Here is a 22,608-nt window from a genome sequence, read left to right as displayed (position 1 = left end):
CTTATGGTTATTTTTTATAGTTATGTTATTCCATTTTTCACCATGGTTGTAGTCGCTAATTTCACACGGGTGAACTTCCCTTGCGCGCTATCAGTCAGCTACTTGAACTCACGGATTTAAGGCTGGGTGAGCAATGCATATTTCGTTGGAACAACAAGTGGCACTGGTGACAGGCGCCAGTTCCGGCATCGGTGCCGGCGCGGCCAAGGCTCTGGCACAGGCCGGAGCGGCCGTGGTGCTGAATTACAATGCCCAGGCGGCGCCCGCCGAAGCCCTTGCCGAACAGATCAATGCCAGCGGCGGCCGGGCGATTGCGATCGGCGCCGACGTGTCTAAAGAAGCGGACGTGGAGCGGCTGTTTGCCCAGGCGCTGGATGCCTTTGGCCGCCTGGACATCCTGGTGGCCAATTCCGGCATGCAAAAGGACGCCAACCTGGTCGACATGAGCCTCGACGACTGGAACGCAGTGATCGGCGTCAACCTCACCGGCCAGTTTCTGTGTGCGCGGGCGGCTGTGCGGATCTTCAATCGCCAGGGCGTGCGCGAGGGTGTGTCGCGGGCGGCAGGCAAAATCATCCACATGAGCTCGGTGCACCAGTTGATCCCCTGGGCCGGGCATGTGAATTACGCGGCGTCCAAAGGTGGCGTGGAAATGCTGATGCGCACTCTCGCCCAGGAAGTCAGCGAACAGCGCATCCGCATCAACGGCATTGCGCCGGGCGCGATTCGTACGGCGATCAACCGTGCGGCCACTGAAGGTGCCGCAGAGAAGGAGTTGCTGAAGCTGATTCCCTATGGCCGCGTCGGCGATGTAGAAGATGTAGCCAACGCCGTGGTGTGGCTGGCCAGTGATGCTTCCGACTACGTCGTGGGCAGCACGCTCTTTATCGATGGCGGCATGAGCCTTTATCCGGAGTTTCGTGGCAATGGTTGATTTGAACGAACAACAAAGCGCCATCGATGCCCACGGCATCATCGGCGATATGCGCAGTGCGGCCTTGGTAAACGATAAAGGCAGCATCGACTTCTTCTGCTGGCCGGAATTCGACAGCCCGTCGATCTTCTGCTCGCTGCTGGACAGCCCCGACGCCGGCATTTTCCAACTCTCCCCGGACCTGCCCAACGCGCGGCGCGAACAAATTTACCTGCCCGACACCAACGTGCTGCAGACCCGCTGGCTCAGCGACGAAGCCGTGGTGGAGATCACTGATCTGTTGGTCATCAGCGAAGAAATCGAAGACCTGCCGCTGCTGATCCGCCGAGTGCGCGTGGTCAGTGGCAAGGCCACCCTTCATCTGCGTTGCGCGGTGCGCCACGACTACGCACGCACGCCTACCCACGCCAGCCTCGACAACGGCAAGGTGTGTTTCAGCGCCGACGGCCAACCTGGCCTGCGCCTGGCCAGCAGCCAGCCGTTGCAGATCAAGGACGGCGCCGCCGTGGCCAGTTTTACCCTGGACCAGGAAGAAGGTGCCGAGTTCGTCTTGGGCGGCCAGGAGGATGAACGCGTCGACGGCGGCTGCACCGACCTGGCGCTGTCCCACACCTTGAAGTTCTGGCGCGGCTGGATCGCGCAGTCGAACTACCGTGGCCGCTGGCGCGAAATGGTCAACCGCTCGGCCCTGGCGCTCAAGCTTTTGACCTCGCGCAAACACGGCGCAATCATCGCCGCTGCCACCTTCAGCCTGCCGGAAACGCCCGGTGGCGAACGTAACTGGGACTACCGCTACACCTGGATCCGCGACGCCTCGTTCACCGTCTACGCCTTTATGCGCCTGGGGTTTGTCGAAGAAGCCAACGCTTATATGCGCTGGCTCAAAGGCCGGGTCAGTGACTGCTGCGGCCAGCCGACCAAAATCAATATTCTCTACGGCATCGATGGTCGCCAGGAGCTGCCGGAAGCCGAGCTGGACCACTTCAGCGGCCACGGCGGCGCCAAGCCGGTGCGCATTGGCAACGAGGCGTTCGACCAGATCCAGCTCGACATCTACGGCGAACTGATGGACGCGGTGTACCTGGTCAACAAGTACGGCGAAGCCATCTCTCATGAGGGCTGGAAACATACGGTAGAAGTCGCCGATCAGGTCTGCGAGATCTGGAACACCAAAGACGTAGGCATCTGGGAAATGCGCGGCGAGCAGCATCACTTCCTGCACTCGCGACTGATGTGCTGGGTCGCGCTGGACCGCGCCATCCGCCTGGCGTCCAAGCGTTCGCTGCCGGCGCCTTTTGCACGTTGGGACCAGACCCGCCAAGCGATCTATGCCGACATCTGGAGCAACTTCTGGAACGAAGAACGCGGACATTTTGTGCAGCATATCGGCAGCACTGCGCTCGACGGCTCGATGCTACTGATGCCGTTGGTGCGCTTCGTCGCGGCGACCGATCCACGCTGGCTCTCAACGCTGGAAGCCATCCAGAAAAGCCTGGTGCGCGACGGCATGGTCTACCGCTATCGCAACGACGACAGCCAGATCGACGGCCTGCAAGGCACTGAAGGCGCATTTGCGGCCTGCTCGTTCTGGTACGTCGAATGCCTGGCCCGCGCCGGGCAAGTGGAAAAGGCCCACCTGGAATTCGAACAACTGCTGCGTTACGCCAACCCTCTGGGGCTGTACGCAGAAGAGTTCGACAGCCAGGCCCGCCACTTGGGCAATACGCCGCAAGCCTTGAGCCACTTAGCGTTGATCAGCGCTGCGACCTTCCTGGACCGTAAGCTCAGCGGGGAAAAAACCACCTGGCAACCCTGAGGTCGCCGAACGGCGCTGACCTCGGGCTACACACGTCAGCCTATTGCCTTAAATTCCACCCCTCCCGTTCACGGCTTTCGGCTAGAGTTCCAGCACCTCTGGCCAGCCGATGAACACTCACCATGACCACCAATGCCCCGCTGCTTTACGTCCGTACGTCCATGCTCGATGTGGCGTATGAAGCCCACGGCCCCGCTGATGGAAAACCTGTGATCCTGCTGCACGGCTTCCCCTACGACCCTCGCGCCTATGACGCGATAGCGCCGGCACTGGCCGGGCATGGCTTGCGGGTGCTGGTGCCGTACCTGCGCGGTTACGGCCCGACGCGTTTTATCAACGAACACGTCATGCGCTCCGGACAGCAGGCGGCGTTGGCCAAGGACCTGCTGGACTTCATGGATGCGCTGGGCATCCCACAGGCGACCCTCGCCGGCTACGATTGGGGTGGACGTGCCGCGTGTATCGTCGCGGCGCTGTGGCCCGAGCGCGTCAGTGGATTGGTGACCGGTGACGGCTACAACATCCAGGACATCGCCGAGTCGCTGGCGCCACGGGCACCCGAGACGGAACACCGCTTGTGGTACCAGTACTACTTTCATACCCAGCGCGGTGTCGACGGCTTGACCGCCAACCGTCGCGAACTCTGCGAACTGCTGTGGTCACTGTGGTCGCCGTCCTGGACCGAAGGACCGGGGCTGTATGAGCAGACGGCGCCGTCGTTTGATAACCCGGATTTTGTCGAGGTGGTGATCCATTCCTATCGCCACCGTTTTATGTATGCGCCTGGTGACCCCGCACTCGAAGCCATCGAGCAAGCCCTGGTATTGCAGCCGCCGATTTCGGTGCCAAGCATTTCGCTGTGCGGTGCCGATGATGGGGTGGGCCCGCCACCCGAAGAGGATGATGACGTGGCGCATTTCAGCGGGTTTTACCGGCGCCAGGTGCTGCCCGGCGTGGGCCACAATATCCCCCAGGAAGCGCCGCAGACTACCCTTGACGCGCTATTGGAATTACTCGCATTTGACAAGGGACGCAGGATTTTTTCGCAGTAGATCAGTGCTACATGCCTACCCTCTTCGGCGACACTTTGCTGTAAGTCATTGCGCTACGCGTTCGAACCAATTTCGACGCACAGATAAAGAAAAACCTACCTACCAATGAAGAAACGCCAAAAAAAAATAACAAATCATTATGTCGACACAAACAGAAAAATATACACAACCGTTTGAAACTTTAAACATGCGTACATATAAATACTTTAGAAACCACCTCAGCGCGCGACTCATTCACCATCAAAAATCCTCAACGCCATACAGCACAGACACTTCAGCCACCCCTGCGTAAAAAGAATGCTGCCCCCAGTACTTTCTCAACCTTAAAAAAACATAAACAAAAGCCAACCCAAAAAAAAGCAAAAGTAACAAAACGTTAGTGCAGGCTTGCTCGAGGCATCGCTAACATTTTAACTATTTTTTACGCCAGCGCCGTGCACGGCAGCTGGCAATACCATCCAAAACAGAAAAAACCGCGCCTTAAAAACAATGACCAAACAACTACAAAAAAGGTACATCCGATGCATAACATGCCAAGTGATACGTCCTCTATTATTCTGAACGAAATTCTGCGTATTCGTCGGCGAGATGAGCGGGCCTCCTTGCCCATCGCGCTGGACGAGGAAGCCGATCAAATCCACTCCATTCAGATTCCACGGATCCAACGATTCGTGGAAGCGGGTAGACCGATCGAATTGGTCTTGCCTGCCTTTCCCGCCAAATCGCCTAATCCGGATAAAGTGATCGGCCGACTTCCTGATCTGGCGGAAAGAATTTCCTTACAGTCTCTGGATAAGTTATACACCGATATAAAATCCCACTACGCGCCAGGCGCGCGGCTGACCATCTGCTCAGATGGGCGTGTATTCAGCGATGTGATAGGTGTCGATGACGAAGATGTGAGTCGGTATCAATCTGCAATCGGCCATATAATTGCGCAAAAACACGCCCATCATTTACGGCTCTATAATCTCGAAGATTGCACTCGACTCAATGCGTTAACAGATGACTTTGACCAGTTGCGTAGGCTATTGATCGAGGGCTATGCAGAACCACTGACGACAGTTAAAAAAACGTTAATGAAAACGCCAGAGGGCGTTGAGTTGTATCGGGCAATCACCCGCTTCATGTTTGAAGACAACCTGATACCCGGCTATTCAGGATCACGAAGTGCCCTACAGAAGAAAGCCAAGCTGCTGTCCGTCGAGGTCATTCAACGCAGTTGGGCGTGGGGCGAACTCTTGGCACAGGAGTTCCCCAACGCCATCAGATTATCCATCCATCCGCAGCCAGTTAGCAGCTTGAAGATAGGCATTCATATGATGCCGGCCCAGGACAGCTGGATTACGCCTTGGCATGGCGTAGCGGTAGGTATGGGAGATGACTTCAAGCTAATGAACCGCAAGGACGCACAACGCTGTGGAGCCCACCTGATCATGCAAGATGACCTGCGCAGCCACTATGCGATTGACTCATCCCAAACGACCTCCTTGCTGGCGGCTGCAGTATGACGGACCCGAACCTGTCACACTTGATCACCACGGCGCGTCTGCCTGCCACACTCACTCCACCTGAATTCGGCGTGATGATCACACCACGGCATCCCGACGTCCATCTCGGGGAGCTATCGACTGCCTGGCTCCGCATGTTGGTACATAACCACCAGCTCGTCATTCTTCGCGGTTTTGACAGTTTTGATACAGCAGAAAGCCTCACGCGATATTGCTCTACGTTCGGCGAAATCATGATGTGGCCTTTTGGCGCTGTACTGGAGCTGCAGGAGCAACTGGCACCGGACGACCATATTTTCTCCAACAGCTACGTACCACTGCATTGGGACGGCATGTATCTGGAGAGCGTACCCGAATTCCAGATATTTCATTGCGTGAGAGCCGACGATTGTCCCCACGGTGGGCGCACCACGTTCGCCTGCACGCCCGTTGCATTGCGCATCGCAACGCCCGAAACACGCAACTTATGGAGCCGGGCCCAAGGCACGTACCGACGAACGGTGGAGCTCTACAGCAACTGCGCCAGCGCACCTATCATCAATCGACATCCGCGGAGGGAATTCCCTGTACTGCGATATTGCGAACAACCGGTTGCGGGGGACACTGACTTCATAAATCCATCGCAATACACTTTCAGCGGGATCGACGACAGCGAGCACGCCGCATTACTCGATAGCCTTGGCGCCGCATTGCATGACCCGCGTGCCTACTACGCCCATCAGTGGCAAACCGGCGATGTCGTGCTCACCGACAACTTCAGCCTGCTCCACGGCCGAGAGAGCTTCACCAGCAAAAATGGTCGACATCTGCGCCGGGTTCATATCCACAGCGATCCGCCATTGCTCAACCCTCATATCCCATCTCAGGCCTGACGCCTGGTCCTGACGCCTGGTCCTAACCCAAGGGGAGGTGTCAGGGACACCCATTATTTCTCTTTTTCAGCGGAGTACATTCCCATGTGTGGAATAACCGGTTGGGTTGACTTTGCCCACGACCTGAGACACGAAACAGCCACCATCGACGCGATGACAGACACCCTGAAACTGCGTGGCCCTGACGCACGCGGTGTTTGGATCGACAAGCACGTAGCCCTGGGTCACCGCAGGCTATCGATCATTGACCCAGAACGTGGTTTGCAACCGATGCAGAGCCAGCAGACAGGCCCTGGCAATCTGCCCAGAGCCGTCATTTCCTATGCTGGCGAAACCTACAACTTCATCGAGCTGCGCGCTGAACTGATGCAGGCGGGCTATCGATTCGCGACGCATTGCGATACCGAAGTGGTGCTGCAGGCATACCTGCACTGGGGCGCTGACTTCGTGCATCGCCTTAACGGCATGTACTCAATTGCAATTTGGGACAGCGCGAATGATGAACTGATTTTGGTCAGGGACCGGCTTGGGGTAAAACCACTGTTTTACTATCCAACGGCCGACGGCGTTCTTTTCGGCTCGGAACCCAAGGCGCTCCTGGCCAACCCTGACGTCAAAGCACTCTCCACTCGTGAAAGCCTCTGCGACGCACTCCTATTTTTACGTACTCCGGGGCAAGTGCCCTTCAGCGGTATGAAAGAACTCAAGCCTGGCCACCTGCTGCGGGTGCGTCGTGGACAAATACGCGAAGAACGCTATTGGGCGCTCGAAGCAAAACCGCACACAGACGATCTTGAAACCACCATTGCCACCATCCGCGAGCTACTCGATGACATTGTGGCCCGACAAATGATTGCTGACGTTCCGTTGTGTGCACTGCTATCGGGAGGGTTGGACTCTAGTACCGTCGCTGCACTCGCACAAAAGAAGCGTCTGGCCAATGGCGAGGATCCTCTATCGACGTTCTGCATCGACTTTGTGGGACACACTGAAAACTATCGGCCGGATCCCGTCCGGCCCTCCGCCGACGCGCCTTTCGCAGCCGAAGCCGCACGCCACATCGGCAGCCGGCACCACAACATCGTCCTGGATCGCGCAAGTTTACTTGACCCGACTCTGCGTGAAAAAGTCATGCGTGCCTGGGACTTGCCCTTCAACTTTGGCGACTTGGACATCTCACTGCATCAACTGTTTGCCAACGTGCGCCAACACGCCACCGTCGCGCTTTCCGGCGAGGCTGCCGATGAACTATTCGGGGGCTACTTGTGGATTTCTGACCCGCAGGCTCGGGCGGCGCAAACCTTTCCATGGCTAAAACTCGGGGCTCATCGCGGGCTGTCCCCCAAAGCGCTGTTTCATAAACAGTTTATCGATGACCTGAAACTGGACGACTATGAAGCCGAACTCTACCGCACAGCGTTGGCCGAGGTCCCCAGGCTCGACGGAGAGTCTGCGGAAGAGCGACGTACTCGCGAGTTGAACTACCTCACACTCACCCGATGGCTGCCGATGCTGCTCGACAAAAAAGATCGCATGGGGATGGCCAGCGGCCTTGAGGGGCGAGTCCCGTTCTGCGATCACCGCCTGGTGGAGTACGTATTCAACATCCCGTGGGCCATGAAGATCTTCAACGGCGAGAGCAAAGCGCTGTTGCGGGCAGCTGCCGCTGACCTGTTGCCTGACTCGATCCTGCGTAGAGGTAAATCAGCCTTTCCGTCGATTCAGGACCCGGGCTACGACCAAGGACTGATCGCCAGGCTCAACGCCTCCATCCAGAACCACGACGGCTCACTGACGTCGTACATCGACCCTGTCGCACTGCAGCAACTAGGCGCGAAGAGTGACACTGGCAGTTTTTCCGATCTCGAGCGTATTCTGGTGGAGTCTGCCGAACGGCTGAGCCGTTGGATTGACACCTACGCTGTCGAGCTTGATATTCGAGAAAATCGCTCCCTGTAAGCCTGCGGAGTCACCGCCAGCACGCGCAGAAAACTGCGCCGCATGGTTTCTTCGCATTTAAAACCGCACTGCGAGGCGACTCGCTTGATCGGCGTGTCTTCGTCAACCAGTCGCCGCCGTGCGGTTTCCACTCGTATCAGCTCCACTGCCCGTGCTGGCGTCCGTCCGGTTTCAGCCCGGTAGTGACGCACAAAACTGCGCTCGCTCATCCCGGCCTGGGCCGCCAGTGTCGAGATATTCCAATTCAACGTCAGACGCTCGGCGATCCAGGCATGCAACTCAGCAAACCGACCACTGCCCTGTTGCAGAGACAGGGTGACGCTGAACTGGGATTGCCCTCCCGGGCGTTTCAGAAACACCACCAAGTGCCGTGCCACTTCCAGGGCGACGGCGGCACCCAGATCGTCTTCCACCAGGGCCAGGCACAAATCAATACCGGCGGTGACCCCCGCTGACGTCCACAGCGCCCCTTGCTGGATAAAAATCGGGTTAGCCTCCACCTGCAATTTCGGATACTTGAGCGCCAATTCCTCACAACGCGTCCAATGGGTAGCCACACGACAGCCATCGAGCAAGCCTGCGGCCGCCATCAAAAAAGCGCCCGTGCAGACCGACGCCGTCCGGCGTGAGTTGACACTCTTTTGTCGCACCCAATCCACCAGGTCAGCGTCCTCGGCAGCGCCATAAACCCCCCAACCACCGGCGATCACCAGGGTATCGCACGGGGCATCAATCACCGGCAAGGGCTCAGCCACCACTGCAAGGCCTGCCGAGGTCATGACCGCCGAGGTCTGAGCAGCGATCACGTTGACCGCGTACGGCAACGCAAAGCCCCGTTGTCGCGCCAGGTCATTGGCGGACGAGAACACTTGCAAGGGGCCGGTAACATCAAGTATCTGAGCGCCTGGAAAGGCGAGTACATGGATAATTTTTGTCATGTTGGCGTAATTCGTGGGCGTAATGGCGTGTAGGCCAAATCCTGAATCACTAAAGTGAAGCCGTCCACCCCTTTATCGGAGCGCTATCCATGACCTTGCAGATCGGCTTTGTGTTGTTCCCCGGCATCCAGCAACTGGACCTCACCGGCCCTTATGACGTACTTGGTTCGCTGCCGGACGTGAAATTGCACCTAGTGTGGAAAGACCTGGAACCGGTCACCTCCAGCACCGGCCTGGTGTTCACCCCGACCATAACCTACGCCGACTGCCCGCTGCTGGATGTGATCTGCGTGCCCGGCGGTTCCGGCGTGGGCGCGTTGATGGAAGACCCGCTCACGCTGGACTTCCTCAAGGCCCAGGCGCAAACCGCACGCTACGTGACCTCGGTGTGCACCGGCTCGCTGGTACTGGGCGCGGCGGGTTTGCTGCGCGGGCGCCGGGCGACGACTCACTGGGCTTACCACGACCTGCTCGCCCCGCTCGGCGCGACCCCGGTGCAAGAGCGCGTGGTGCGTGACGGCAACCTGTTCACCGGTGGCGGCATCACCGCCGGCATCGACTTCGCCCTGACCCTGGCGGCCGAGTTGTACAGCGACGCGACGGCGCAACTGGTGCAGTTGCAGATTGAATACGCGCCAGCGCCACCGTTCGATGCAGGCCGACCGGACACTGCGCCCAAGCACGTATTGGAGGAAGCCAACAAGCGCACGGCCGAATCGCGCAGCGTACGCGGCGAGATCGTCGCACGCGCAGCTGCACGCCTGGGCTGACACCGTGAGTTGAATCAGCTTGGGCGAGACATCACCGCCAGGCGCACGGCCAGCACCATCAGCACCGTCGCCAAGCCCCATTTCTGTAGCCAGGCGCCTTTTGAGCGCCTGGCGAAGAATCGGCTCAGCGCACCACCAAAAATACCCAGCACCGCATGAAACACCCCAGCGACTAACGTCAGCACGCCCCCGAGCACCATCAACTGCACGGCAATGGACCCCGCCTCCGGCCGTACAAACTGCGGCAAAAACACCACGAAAAACAGTAATGCCTTGGGGTTGAGCAGGCTGTTGAACATGGCCTGCAGAAACACTCGTCCCAGGGGCACGCGATTGACCTGGGCCGCGCCCAGCCCTGGGTTTTTCTGCAACGTCTTGACCACCAGCCACAGCAGGTAAACCACTCCCGCATAGCGGATCAAATCGAAGGATGGCGGCCAATTGGCGACCAATGCCGTCACCCCTGTGGCGGTCAATGCGGTCAGCAACAGGTCGGCCACGCTGATACCCAAGGCTGATGCCACTCCCCCGCGCCAGCCATGAGTCACGCCGTGGCTGATCACAAAGGCCATGTTCGGCCCAGGCGATAACAGCAGCAACAGCACAGCCCCCGAAAAAACCGCCAGGGTTGCAAGGTCAATCATGCTCAAGCCATCCACCGCAAAAGCCTGCAGATTAATCGGCGTACCGTGTGCGAACAAAAAATTGTGCTGGATACATTGTTTCTGGTAATCGCGAGTGGGGTGACTACCGGTTCGACACTGCCCTGTCGAAATGGAACGCAGGCGTAGCTTTTGCGGCAACTTCTATAGTGAACCGCGTAATTTTTATGGTGAGTTTGAAAGGTAACTTCTGATCGGGCGAAAGCCCCATGGGCAGGGCACTTAGTGCGCCCTGCCACCGCTGTTTTGTCCCTCTTTCCCACCGCGCTGCAAAAAAGCTTTCTCCTTTAAGCAGGAAAAATTCCTTATTTGTTCCTACACTCAAAAACACACCCAATCACCGCGTGTTCGGACAAGGAATGTCAATAAAATGCCACAAAAAAGAATGATAAAACTGTCTACTACGCAGATCCCGCACCATTGTCAATTTATTGACTGAGCACATAAAGGGAACAGTCCTTTAGTCACTACCCCCGCAAAAACACTTCAAATGAATAGCTGTGTTTGGATGGTGCATTTGAATTGGAAAGTTGCGTATTACCCAGTGCAACCAGTTCGAGCTGAACGCTAAAGCAGCCCGCTGCTTTATTGAGCAAACAGTCGAACAGTGCAGCCTGGAGTGCAATGAGGGATGGTTTTATGCGAGAGAAGTCGTCAGTCGACAGCTTGTTTTTAACACGTGCTGGTTTTGTTGAGTTCTTTGTCGTTTTCGTCAAATTGATCCACGGCCTGACGGCCATTTTGCCCCCTCTGGTCCTGGTGCTTTTCCTGGACCCGATGGACCCTGAACTGCGCCCTCATTTCGTGGGCCTGCTGGTTTTTTTCGCGGTCCTGACCATTATTCTGTTTCAGGCCCTGGGCATATATTCCGAAGAATTGTTCAGCAACCGGTTGCGCTTGAAAACCAAGATCAAAGCCTGGTCGGCGGCGTTTTGCATTCTGTTGTTCATGTACCAGATCCTGCAGATGTTCCCGCAATTAACCCCGCGTAACCTGGCGACGTGGTACGTCGCCAGCCTGGCGTTGTTCTGCCTGGAACGCCTGATGATGTTGCGCCTTTATCGCAGGCTGATGCGGGCTGGCAAATACCTGCAACGCACGGTGATCCTGGGCTTTACCGAGACCGCTGTGCACGTCGCCGATCACCTGCAGCGCAACGGCGATATCCGTTCCGGCCTGGTCGGTTTTATCGACGACCGCACCGAGCGCATTCCCAAGGAGCTGAGCAAGCTGCCCCTGCTGGGCAATACCCGCGACCTCGAAAAACTGATCCGTGCCGAGCAGGTCAACCAAGTGATGATCTGCCTGCCCTGGGCCGCCGAACAACGCATCCACGGCTTGGTCAACCGCCTGCGGCAGTTGTCGGTGAACGTCATGCTGGTGCCGGACATGGCGGCCCTGCGCTACGGCCACAGCAAAATCACCGATGTGGGCGGCATTCTGATGTTCAACACTTCACAGTTGCCGTTGCGTGGCTGGTCGCCGGTGATCAAGCGCTGTGAGGATTTCCTGCTGGCCAGCCTGGCGTTGGTGTGCCTGTCACCGCTGATGGTGGCGACAGCGATTGCGATCAAGCTCGACTCCAAGGGCCCAGTGCTGTTTCGCCAGAACCGCTATGGCTACAACGACAACGAAATCCGCGTGTTCAAATTCCGCTCGATGTACACCGACCAGAGCGACTTCACCGCCGAACGCCAAACAACGCGCGCAGACCCGCGCATCACCCGCGTGGGCCGCATCATCCGCAAGACCAGCATCGACGAGCTGCCGCAACTGTTCAATGTGCTGCTGGGCAACATGTCCATCGTCGGCCCGCGCCCGCACGCCACGGCAACCAAGGCCGCAGGCGTGCCCTTCGAAGTGGCGGTCAGCGAATACAGCTCGCGGCACCGAGTCAAGCCGGGTATCACCGGCTGGGCGCAGATCAACGGTTACCGGGGTGAGACCGACACCCTGTTCAAGATCCAGAAACGTGTCGAGTACGACCTGGAGTACATCTCCAAGTGGTCGGTGTGGTTTGACTTGTACATCGTCTTCATGACGGTCCCGGCCGTCCTTTCCACCAAGGAAGTCTATTGATGAACACCCTCAACGGATTAATTCCCTGCATCATTTCCGGTGGTTCGGGCACGCGGCTGTGGCCGGTGTCCCGGCAGAACATGCCCAAGCCGTTCATGCGCATGCGCGATGGCATGAGCCTGCTGCAGAAAACCTTTCAGCGCGCGGCCAAACTGCCCGGCGTGGAAAGCGTGTTGACGGTGACCAACCGCGACCTGCTGTTCCGCACACTGGATGACTACCGCCTGGTCAACAAGGCGCACCTGCCCCTGGACCTGCTGCTGGAGCCGTTCGGGCGTAATACGGCAGCGGCAATTGCGGTGGCGGCGTTGCACGTGCAGGAGCATTTTGGCGGCGATGCGCAGTTGCTGGTGATGCCCGCCGACCATTTGATCCTCAATGAAGTGGCGTTTGCCGAGGCCGTGACCCAGGCCCGCGACCTGGCCGAAGCCGGTTACCTGGTGACGTTCGGTATCCAGCCGGATCACCCCGAAACCGGCTTTGGCTACATCGAACAGGGTGAGCCGCTAAGCACGGGCAACCGGGTCAAACGCTTCGTCGAAAAACCCGACCTGGCCACCGCCCAGGGCTATCTCGACGGCGGCAAGCACCTGTGGAACGCCGGCATGTTCTGCTTCAAGGCCAGCACCCTGGTGGACGAACTCGCCACCCATGCGCCCGACGTGCTGGAAGCCGCCCGCAACGCGCTGGACCATAGCCAGAGCCTGCAAAACAAAACCTCGCGCCAGCGTGAGCTGGACGCGGATGCTTTCGGCAGCGCGCCGGATATTTCCATCGACGTGGCCTTGATGGAGAAGTCCAAGCAAGTCGCCGTGGTGCCCTGCGACATCGGCTGGAGCGATATCGGCTCGTGGGAAGCCCTGCGCCAGCTCACCCCCAGCGACGCCCATGGCAACCAAGTCAATGGCGAAGCGATTCTGCATGACGTGCACAACTGCTACATCGACTCGCCCAAGCGCGTACTCGGCGCGGTGGGCGTGCGCGACCTGATCATCGTCGACACGCCCGACGCGCTGCTGATCGCCGACGCCCACCGTAGCCAGGATGTGCGCTACATCGTCGCCGAACTCAAGCGCCAGAACCATCCGGCGTACAGCCTGCACCGCACCGTCACCCGGCCGTGGGGCACCTACACCGTGCTCGAGGAAAGCAGCCGCTTCAAGATCAAGCGCATCGTGGTCAAGCCGCAGGCGTCGCTGTCGTTGCAGATGCACCACCACCGCAGCGAACACTGGGTAGTGGTCAGCGGCGCCGCGCAGATCACCAACGGCGAGCGCGAATTCCTGATCAACGCCAACGAGTCCACCTACATCCCCGCCGGGCATAAACACCGCCTGACCAACCCCGGCATCATCGACCTGGTGATGATCGAGGTGCAGAGCGGCGAATACCTGGGCGAAGACGACATCGTGCGCTTCGACGACATCTACGGGCGCGCCCCGGCTGAAGTGAAAAAATGACATGCGTACGTCTCTGATCATCCCGACCCGTAACGCCTCCAGCCACCTGGCACGCCTGCTGCCGGCGCTGGAGATGCAAACCCTGCAACCTGACGAGATGCTGGTGGTGGACAGCGCCTCCAGCGATGACACCGTGGCGCGCTTTCGCGCGTTTGGTGCACGGGTCGAGGTGATCGACGCGCGCGACTTCAACCATGGCGGCACGCGGCGCTGGGCCAGCGAACAAGTAGGCGGTGAGGCGCTGATCGTGATGACCCAGGACGCGATCCCCGCCGCCCCGGAAACCTTCGCCAACCTGCTCGCAGAATTGCAGCAAGACCCGCTCAACGGCGTGGCCTACGGTCGCCAACTGCCACACCCCGATGCCGGTGTGCTGGGCGCGCAATCGCGGCACTTCAACTACCCGGAACAGAGCCGCAGCAAGAGCCTGGCCGATGCACCGGAATTAGGGATCAAGACCTGCTTCAGTTCCGACTCGTTTTCCGTGTACCGGCGCAGCGTGCTGGAAGCGGTGGGCGGTTTCCCGGCAGACGTGATCGGCAGCGAAGACGCCTTCGTGGCCGCACGCATGCTGCTCGAAGGCTACAAGGTGCGCTACGCCGCCACGGCGATGGTGCACCACTCCCACGATTACAAACTCATGGATGAGTTTCACCGCTACTTCGACATTGGCGTGTTCTACGGCCGCGAGCCGTGGATCAAGCAGGCCTTCGGCGATGCGGGTGGCGAAGGCAAGCGCTATGTGCTGGCTGAACTCAGGGCTTTGCGCAAGGCCGGCGCCCTGCACCGCATTCCCGAAGTGCTGGTGCGCAGCGCGTTCAAATTGCTCGGCTACCGGCTGGGCCATCTGGAGCGCCGTCTCCCCCTCGCCCTCAAGCGGCGCATCAGCATGTTTCCCGGTTATTGGAGGTGAGCATCATGACCTACAGGAAGTCCCCCTTGATCAAACAGACCCTGCTCGTGCTCGCCCTGCTGACGGTGGCAGGCTGTAACACGCCGGCGCGCATTGTGCCGCCGGACGGCAAGACCGTCGAAGAAGGCAAGCGCGCCCTCGACCAGCTCGCACAGCTACCGCCGGCGGTGGAACGTATCCGCATCGGCGACCAGCTGCGCATCGTGCGCGATGCCGGTGAGATGCCGACGCTGTCAGCGTTCAACGTCAGCACCATCTATGAGCTGACGCTTTACACGGTGCAGACCGACGGCAAGATCAACTACCCGTTCCTGGGGCCGATCCAAGTGGCCGGGCGCCAGCCTTCGGAATTGGCCACGGAGCTGACCACCAAGCTCGCGCCGACCTACCGCGAACCGCGCGTGACCGTAAACATCAACCAGGCACCGGGCAGCTCGATCATCGTCGGTGGCGCGGTGAACAACCCGACGGCAGTGCAGATTGCCACGGCCAACACCCTTGAGCAGGCAATCATCGGTGCCGGCGGGGTCAGCCCGGCGGGCAATGCCAGCATGGTCGCCCTGCTGCGTGAAGACGCACAGGGTGCCTATCACGCCTACTTCCTGGACTTCAGCCAACTGCTCAAGACCGGCCCCAACGGGCGCAAGCCCGTGCACCTGCAACGCGGCGATGTGGTGTTCGTGCCCAAATCCAACGTGGGCGAGCGCATCCAAGGGGTGGATACCTACCTGAACCAACTGATCCCCTTCACCAAGTCCATTGGGGTTGGCTACAACTACACACGAACCAGCGGCGGCAGTAACTAAAGGAGCGACATCCCTATGATCGAGATCCGTTCTTTTCGTGATCTTCTGCGTTTGTTCTTCATTTTCCGGCGCGAGTTCAAACTGGCGGCGATTGCCGCACTGGTGATCATCCTGCTGGGGGCTTTCTTGCTGCCGGCCAAGTACGAATCCACTGCGCGCCTGCTGGTCAAGCCTGGGCGGGATTCGACCCTGCCCATCGAGATCAGCAACCGCCAGGCGCTGGTGATGCCCAGCACGCAGCGTGACCCGATTGTCGACGAAGAGCGCCTGCTCACCGGTCGCCCGATCGTGCGCGCGGTGGCTGAACACTACTTGGAAGTGATCGACAACGCGCCACCGCCGGAAGGTTTCTGGAAGCGCACCAAGTACTACGTCAAGAGCGGCGTGGGTGCGGTATTCGATGGCCTGCGCGTGGTGTTGGAAACCGTTGGCGTGGTTGAAAAGACTACCCCGGTTGAACGCCTGGCCGCCGGCCTGGAGAAGAACTTTGAAGTGAGTCACGCCGCCGGTTCGACGGTGATGGATATCAGCTTCAAGTGGGGCGACCCACAAATCGCCCAGGCGGTGGTCAAGGATTGGGTCGAAACCTATATCAACGAACGCACCCAGGCCCTGGGGCGCAAGAGCCTGTATGCCTTTTATGAAGGCCAGGCGGCCAACAGCGCGACCGAGATCAAGAGCTACAAGCAACAGATCCTCACGCACCTCAACGAGATCGGCGCGGCGAGTATCACCGACCGCCTGGAAGACTTGTCCGAGCGCATCAACGTACTGCGCGGCGAGACCTTCAACACTACGCGGCTGATCGCCTCGTCCGACAGCGCAATCCAGAGCACGCGCAATCAACTCAAGGGCCAGCCGAAGGAAGTCACCACGGTGCGCCAGATCGCTCTGAACCCGCAGCAGCAGGACTTGCGTCGCCTGCTTAACCAGAAGCTGCTGGAAAAGGCCGACATGATGCGCACGTACACGGACAATGCGCCGCCGGTCAAAGCCCTGGACGCGTCGATTCGTGCCATGCAGGTCCAGGTCGCCAGCGAGAGCAACACCATTCAAGCCTCGGAAAACCGCGCGCCGAACACCCTGGAAATCCACTTGCAGCGCGTGCTGCTGGATGAAACCAGTAACAACCTGGCACTGCGCACGCAGCTGGTTCAACAGCAGAAACAATTGGTGAACCTGGAAGCGCAGCGCAAGCAAGCCCTGGAGATAGAACCGGAGCTGGCCCGCCTCTCCCGCGAGCTGAACACCACCGAGCGCAATTACGCGTTGTACGTGGATAACCTAGAAAAATCGCGTATCGACCGTGAGCTGGACAACAGCCAGATCAGCAACATTGCCGTGATCGAAGAAGCAACCTTGAACCCAGGCCGCATCTTCCCGAAAACCCTGGTGATGCTAGTCCTGGCAATCCCGTTTGCGATCGTCGTCGGCTTGCTGGTGATCTACCTGTGCTACCTGCTCGACCAGCGTATTCACGACGGTGGCCTGGTGGAGCGCAAGTTTGGCCTGCCGCTGTGGACCACCCTGCCCGAGCTGGACACCACCACCGCGCAAAGCGCCAACGCGTTCAATGCGAGCATCTACCGGCTGTACAGTTTGCTGCAGCCCGCCCGCATCGCTGAACAGGGCCTGACACTCGGGCTGACCTCGGCGCGTCACGGCGAGGGGGTGACCTTTGTGGTCGAACAACTGCGCCAGTTGCTGGCCGAAAACGGCATCAATGTGCGGGTCGGAGGGCTTGAAGCGGCGGCGCCCGGCGAGGTGGTGCTGCTGGATGCCTCGGCGTTGCTGGCTAACCGCGATGCGTTTGTGACCCTGCGCCGCGCCGACCTGATCGCGCTGGTGGTGGAGGCGCGCAAAAGTACCGTGCCGGTGGTGGAGCATGCGCTGTCGATTCTCAACACGGCGTTCGGCAAGGTGGACGGCATCATCATTAACCGGCGCAAGTTCGAAGTGCCGAGCAAGGTGCTGCAGACCATTGGCAAATACCGGGGAGCGTTCTGATGCGTATCGCCCTGCTCGCGCCCTTGCCACCGGAAAAAAACGGCATCGCCGACTACGCGAACCATTTCCGTACGGCGCTGGAACAACTCGGTGTGACGGTGCTGACGCCGTTGGCCGGAGTGGCGGGCAACGCCGAGGCGATAAAGCTGGCCATTGCTGGCTTCGATTGGCAAACCGTCGACGTGGTGCACGCCGAGCTGGGCGGCGGGCGGCTGGGGGAGTTCCTGGCCCTGCGCGAGCTGCGCAAGGCTTACCCGCAACTGCCACTGACCGCCACCGTGCATGACCCGGAACGCATGGTGTGGCGGCGTGAGCATCTGCCGTTCCCTTTGAGCTTGCTGGAGCGTTTACCCAGCCCATTGCCCCAGGCGGCCGTGGTGCTGGCCGACCCGCTGACGTTGCGCGAAGAACGCCAGGTCGCCAAAGGGCTGACCCGGCTGGTGACCCTCACCCGCCTGGGTGCCGAGTGCTTGAGCCAGCGCATGCAATTGCCCGCCGGCAAAGTGGTGGTGATCAACCATGCCAACCTGGCGATTACACCGGCACCGCTGCCGTCACTGGACACGCTGCACCTGCTGTACTTCGGCTTCATCTACCGCGGCAAGGGCATCGAAGACCTGGTGCAGGCCCTGGCGGATGTGTTCAAGCAAGCCCCCGAATTACGCGACCGCGTGCGCCTGACCCTGGCCGGCGGCACTGCCCCGGAGATGGCGTTTGGCGCGGGCGGTAATTACCTGGAGCAACTGAACGCGCAGATCGCGTCACTGGGCCTGACCGCGTCCATCGACTGGCGGCTGAACCTGCCTGCCGATGAAATTGCCCACACCATCCAGGCCCACCATGCGATGGTGCTGCCGTACCGCGAATCGAAAAAACTCGGCCTGCTCGGGCGCCAGCGCGGCACCAGTGGGGCGTTGTCCTGGGCGACCGCCTGCGGGCGCGGCGCGATCACCTCCGATGCGCGCGCGTTTGCCGAGGAAGTCGCCAGTGGCAACGGCGCCATTTACCCAGAGGGTGATGTGGCTGCGCTCGGCGAACAACTGTTACGCCTGGCACGCACGCCGCTGCTGGCGCGGGATTGGGCCGAGCGTGCCGGGGAAATTGGTCGCGAACGGTTGTGGCCGTTGACGGCGCAGAAATTTGTCACGCTGTTTGACGAGGCCATCGTCGGAGCCCGCCATGTCGCGTAAACGCACTTACCTGGCCACCCTGGCGGTGGTCGCAGCCCTGGGTCTCAGCGCGTTTTTGTGGGGGCGCCAGGCCGATGCCGAGAACCATGTGCTCAAGGGCAGCAAGGTCGTGGTGTGGAAGGATTTCCTGGGGGTGAACGCGCAATTCCTGTGGTTCAGCCCTGCGCGTTACCAGATGCAGATCGACCGCCTAAAGGCCCTGGGCCTGGAATGGGTGCGCCTAGATCTGCACTGGGATCAGCTTGAACCTGCCGAGAACCAGTACCAGGTCGCAACCCTGGATCAGTTGGTCGGCAAGTTGCAGGACAACCAGCTCAAGTCGGTGTTCTACCTGGTCGGCTCGGCGCCCTTCGCGACCACCGCGCCAGCCGGTGCGCCGTATCAGGATCAGTACCCGCCCAAGGATCCGAACGTGTTCGCCAACCGCATGGCGCTGTTGGCCCAGCGTTATCCCAGTGTGGATGCCTGGCAGGTGTGGAACGAGCCGAACCTGCTGGGCTTCTGGCGCCCGGTGGCGGACCCGGCCGGTTATGCCGCCCTGTTGACGACCACCGCCAATGCCTTGCGCACCGTGAACCCGAACAAACCGGTGGTGGCCGCTGGTATGGCGTTCTTCAGTGAAATGCCTAATGGGCAGACCATGCTCGCGGCCCTCGGTGCGCTGGGTGTGGCCAGCTTGAATACGGTAATTTCCTATCACCCCTACACCCAACTGCCTGAAGGCAACGATCCGGCGAACCTGGACTTCATCGCCAAGACCACCCAACTCAACCAGGCCCTGCGCAACGGCGGCGTGCAAACCCTGTGGAGCACCGAGTGGGGCTGGTCGACTTACCCTGGGCCAAAAGACGCCCAGGACATCATCACGCTAAAAGCCCAGGCCGATTACATCGTGCGGCGCGTGGCGCTGATGAGCGCGATGGATTACGACAAAATCTTCCTGTTCACCCTCAGCGACCTCGACCAGCGCGCCAGCGTGCGCGACCAGTCGTATGGCCTGCTCGATATCGACGCCAACCCCAAGCCCGCCTACACCGCGCTGAAAAACTTCCTCGACGTCAGCGGGCCGCAACTCACGCCGGGCGACCCACCGGTTGCCGACCAGTTGCCCGGCGGTTTGTTCAGCATCGGCTGGACCCGTGCGGACGGGCGCAAGCTGTGGTTTTTCTGGTCGGCCCAGGGCGGCAACGCACATTTGCCGGGCCTGGCCAGCGCCACCCTGTACGACCCGTTGCGCGGCACCCAGACCCCGGTGAGCGGCACCAACGGCCTGACTGTACCGGTCAAGTCGAACCTGCAAATTCTGTTATGGGATTGAGGCCTGCGATGCGTATTTTATGGATCCTGCCCTACTCACCCTGGCCCGCCACCAGCGGCGGCAAGACGCGCCAGTTTCACCTGCTGCGCAGCCTGGCCGCGCGCGGGCATCGGATCACCCTGCTGCTGCATGACAAGCACCCGGTCTCCCTCACAGACCGCCAGGTGCTGGAAGCATTTCTCGAACAACTGATCATCCTGCCGCGCCGCCCGTTGCGCAGTGTGAAGACCCTCGTGGCCGGGCTGTTTGCACCCTACCCGCTGCTGGCCAGTGTGAATGGCCTGTCGAATGAACTGCAGGAAACCTTCAACTGGTTGCTGGGTGACCATTGGGACGTGGTGCAGGTTGAGCACAGCTACAGCTTCCAGCCTTACGAGGACGCGCTGGCGCGTAAATCCCAGCCGTTCGTGCTGACCGAACACAATGTCGAGTCGGCCCTCGGCGCGGCCACCTATGACCGTTTGCCGAGCTGGGCGCTGCCCTTCATTCGCTACGATCAATGGCGCTACACGCGCTGGGAACGTCGTGTGATGCGCCAGGCCACGCAGGTCGTGGCGGTGACTGACAGCGATGCACAGACCCTGACGAAGATCGCCGGAAAACCGGTGTCGGTGGTGGTCAATGGCGTGGATTGCGATCACTTCGCGGTGGCCCGTCCCGATCCATCGGCACGCCGCGTGCTGTTCCTGGGCAATTACGAATACGCCCCCAATGTGGACGCTATCGAGTGGGCGCTGGATGAGATCCTGCCCAAGGTCTGGGAACGCTGCCCGCAGGCACGCATGAGCGTGTGTGGTTTCGGCATGCCAGCCAGCTGGCGCGAGCGCTGGCAGGACCCGCGCATTGAGTGGCAAGGTTTTGTGCCCAACCTGATAGACCTGCAATCGAGTTGCTCGGTTTTTCTTGCGCCGTTGCGCCATGGCGGCGGTTCCAAACTCAAGGTGCTTGAAGCCTTGGCCGCCGGCCTGCCGCTGGCGAGTACCGAGCAAGGTGTCTCGGGGCTCGACCTGGTAGAAGGCCTGGACTACCTGGGCGGACAGACCGCCGCGAGCCTGGCAGACGCCGTGGTGCGCCTGCTGCAGTTCCCCGATGCCGCCGTGCCCATGGGTGAAGCGGGACGCGCGTACGTGCGTCGCGCCCATGACTGGAGCGTCGCCGCCAGCCAGCTGGAGCAGGTGTACGCGAGCCTTTCGCCGTTGAATCAAAAGGAGCCCGTATGCGTGTAGGCCTGGATTACCGCACCGTCGGCACCTCGCCGCAATCGGGCATCAGCCGCCAGGTGTACGCGCTGGAAAGCGCCCTGCACAGCCTGCCGGGCATTGAGCTTGAACGGTTTACCGTGGCGCCCCTGGGCGATGAAACCCGTTTGCAGGCCCACTGCCCAGCCTGGGGCTGCGCGAAGACCGCCATGCACCAGCCGCAGAATCGCCTGCGTTTCGAGGCCGGTTTTCTACCGCGCGCGTTGCGTGAGCAGCATATCGATCTGTACATCAGCACCTTTAACATGGGCCTGCCGTTGCCGCCCAAGCCGAAAGGATTGCGCACCGTGGTGCTGCTGCATGACCTGTTTCAAATCACCCTTGACAACTACCACGCCAACCGTTTGAAGGCGCTGATCTACAAGACCAGCGATCGCCTGTCGATTGCCTACGCGGTGCACAGCGCCGACCGGGTGTGGACGCCGTCGCAATACAGTGCCGATGAAACGGTGCGGTTGTTTCCCAAGTCGGCGGGCAAGATTCGTGTGCTGCCCAATCAGGTCGATGGGTTTTCTGAACTGGCGGCGGACCTCAGCGCCCGCCAACTCCCCGAGCACTACTGGCTGCTGGTGGGCACCCGCGAGCTGCGCAAAAACGTGCCATTCCTGGTGGAGGCCTGGCAGAAAGCGCGACGCCAATCCCCTGCCGTGCCGGATTTGGTGCTGGTGGGCAGCCTCGACCATTTGCCCGAAGCCCAGCGCAGCCTGCCGGGCATTCGCGCGCTGAGTGGCGTGTCGGATGCCGAATTGCACGCGCTGTACCGCCGGGCATCGCGCTTGTGGCAACCTTCGTATGCCGAGGGTTTTGGTCTGCCTGTGATCGAAGCCCTGAGCGTGGGCACCCCGGTGGCGGTGGCCAGCGGTACGTCGCTGGATGAAATCACCCCGCCGTCGGCACCGCGCTTCTCGCCCACCGATGGCCCGGCACTGACGCAGTTGATGATCAGCCTGGGCGAACGCGCCAATGAGGAATTGCCCGAGCAACAGCGCCAGTGGGCGGAGCGCTTCAACCATCACGCCTATCGCAGGCGCCTGGGCGAACTGATTGAGGAGCTGAAGTGAA

The 22,608-nt window shown here is 60.2% G+C and carries 18 protein-coding genes; 16 read left to right on the top strand and 2 right to left on the bottom strand.

Annotated elements, in window-relative coordinates:
* Positions 1–133 precede the first annotated feature (133 nt).
* From JBO08_RS26925 to asnB, 6 genes are all read left to right on the top strand, one after another.
* The gene (locus tag JBO08_RS26925) at positions 134–934 is read left to right on the top strand and encodes a glucose 1-dehydrogenase (RefSeq protein WP_065874616.1); all 801 of its coding nucleotides are present in this window, start codon (positions 134–136) and stop codon (positions 932–934) included.
* Positions 927–2,750, top strand: a complete 1,824-nt coding sequence (locus JBO08_RS26920) for a glycoside hydrolase family 15 protein (protein ID WP_220075249.1) — start codon at positions 927–929, stop codon at positions 2,748–2,750. Before JBO08_RS26925 ends, JBO08_RS26920 begins: the two co-directional genes overlap by 8 nt.
* A 122-nt stretch (positions 2,751–2,872) precedes the next feature.
* Positions 2,873–3,802: an alpha/beta fold hydrolase gene (locus JBO08_RS26915; RefSeq protein ID WP_220075248.1), complete on the top strand. Its 930-nt coding sequence runs from the start codon at positions 2,873–2,875 to the stop codon at positions 3,800–3,802.
* Between the two features lie 521 nt (positions 3,803–4,323).
* Complete coding sequence (locus JBO08_RS26910) at positions 4,324–5,313, top strand: L-tyrosine/L-tryptophan isonitrile synthase family protein (RefSeq protein WP_220075247.1); 990 nt, start codon at positions 4,324–4,326, stop codon at positions 5,311–5,313.
* Positions 5,310–6,185, top strand: coding sequence for a TauD/TfdA family dioxygenase (locus JBO08_RS26905; RefSeq protein WP_083214635.1), 876 nt, complete (start codon positions 5,310–5,312; stop codon positions 6,183–6,185). Before JBO08_RS26910 ends, JBO08_RS26905 begins: the two co-directional genes overlap by 4 nt.
* Before the next feature lie 84 nt (positions 6,186–6,269).
* A complete protein-coding gene (gene asnB, locus JBO08_RS26900; protein WP_065874610.1) occupies positions 6,270–8,144 on the top strand; it encodes an asparagine synthase (glutamine-hydrolyzing) in 1,875 nt (624 codons plus the stop codon).
* Here the strand turns inward: asnB and JBO08_RS26895 are convergent.
* Positions 8,102–9,082, bottom strand: coding sequence for a GlxA family transcriptional regulator (locus JBO08_RS26895; RefSeq protein ID WP_065880032.1), 981 nt, complete (start codon positions 9,080–9,082; stop codon positions 8,102–8,104). The genes asnB and JBO08_RS26895 overlap by 43 nt on opposite strands.
* An 89-nt stretch (positions 9,083–9,171) precedes the next feature.
* Here JBO08_RS26895 and inhA point away from each other — a divergent pair, with 89 nt between their 5' ends.
* The gene (gene inhA / locus JBO08_RS26890; protein WP_220075246.1) at positions 9,172–9,852 is read left to right on the top strand and encodes an isonitrile hydratase; all 681 of its coding nucleotides are present in this window, start codon (positions 9,172–9,174) and stop codon (positions 9,850–9,852) included.
* Between the two features lie 14 nt (positions 9,853–9,866).
* On the opposite strand, the gene JBO08_RS26885 is transcribed toward inhA, so the two are convergent.
* Positions 9,867–10,496, bottom strand: coding sequence for a LysE family translocator (locus JBO08_RS26885; protein WP_220075245.1), 630 nt, complete (start codon positions 10,494–10,496; stop codon positions 9,867–9,869).
* A gap of 657 nt (positions 10,497–11,153) precedes the next feature.
* On the opposite strand from JBO08_RS26885, the gene JBO08_RS26880 reads away from it, so the two are divergent.
* The 9 genes from JBO08_RS26880 to JBO08_RS26840 are packed head-to-tail and all read left to right on the top strand — an operon-like array spanning position 11,154 to position 22,607.
* Entirely contained in the window at positions 11,154–12,593 is a 1,440-nt protein-coding gene (locus tag JBO08_RS26880; protein WP_065874607.1) for an undecaprenyl-phosphate glucose phosphotransferase, read from the top strand.
* Positions 12,593–14,053 carry a mannose-1-phosphate guanylyltransferase/mannose-6-phosphate isomerase gene (locus JBO08_RS26875; protein WP_065945885.1) on the top strand — a complete coding sequence of 487 codons (1,461 nt, stop codon included), beginning with the start codon at positions 12,593–12,595 and terminating at the stop codon, positions 14,051–14,053. Before JBO08_RS26880 ends, JBO08_RS26875 begins: the two co-directional genes overlap by 1 nt.
* A 1-nt stretch (position 14,054) precedes the next feature.
* Positions 14,055–14,966 (top strand): glycosyltransferase family 2 protein, encoded by a 912-nt coding sequence (locus tag JBO08_RS26870; RefSeq protein WP_065945884.1) that lies wholly within the window; start codon positions 14,055–14,057, stop codon positions 14,964–14,966.
* A 29-nt stretch (positions 14,967–14,995) separates the two neighbouring features.
* Positions 14,996–15,772, top strand: a complete 777-nt coding sequence (locus JBO08_RS26865; protein ID WP_065874645.1) for a polysaccharide biosynthesis/export family protein — start codon at positions 14,996–14,998, stop codon at positions 15,770–15,772.
* Between the two features lie 15 nt (positions 15,773–15,787).
* Entirely contained in the window at positions 15,788–17,779 is a 1,992-nt protein-coding gene (locus JBO08_RS26860; protein WP_065874604.1) for an exopolysaccharide transport family protein, read from the top strand.
* Entirely contained in the window at positions 17,779–18,969 is a 1,191-nt protein-coding gene (locus JBO08_RS26855; protein ID WP_065889188.1) for a glycosyltransferase, read from the top strand. The genes JBO08_RS26860 and JBO08_RS26855 overlap by 1 nt, the downstream gene beginning before the upstream one ends.
* Complete coding sequence (locus JBO08_RS26850; protein ID WP_065889186.1) at positions 18,959–20,287, top strand: GH39 family glycosyl hydrolase; 1,329 nt, start codon at positions 18,959–18,961, stop codon at positions 20,285–20,287. Before JBO08_RS26855 ends, JBO08_RS26850 begins: the two co-directional genes overlap by 11 nt.
* Before the next feature lie 8 nt (positions 20,288–20,295).
* Positions 20,296–21,513 carry a glycosyltransferase family 4 protein gene (locus tag JBO08_RS26845; protein WP_065874601.1) on the top strand — a complete coding sequence of 406 codons (1,218 nt, stop codon included), beginning with the start codon at positions 20,296–20,298 and terminating at the stop codon, positions 21,511–21,513.
* Positions 21,504–22,607: a glycosyltransferase family 1 protein gene (locus JBO08_RS26840; protein ID WP_220075244.1), complete on the top strand. Its 1,104-nt coding sequence runs from the start codon at positions 21,504–21,506 to the stop codon at positions 22,605–22,607. Before JBO08_RS26845 ends, JBO08_RS26840 begins: the two co-directional genes overlap by 10 nt.
* The last annotated feature ends 1 nt before the right edge of the window (position 22,608 follow it).

The organism is Pseudomonas sp. LAP_36, assembly GCF_019456785.1.
Classification (GTDB): domain Bacteria; phylum Pseudomonadota; class Gammaproteobacteria; order Pseudomonadales; family Pseudomonadaceae; genus Aquipseudomonas; species Aquipseudomonas tritici.
The sequence above is the reverse complement of the archived record's forward strand: the minus strand, read 5'-3'. Positions and strand labels throughout refer to the sequence as shown.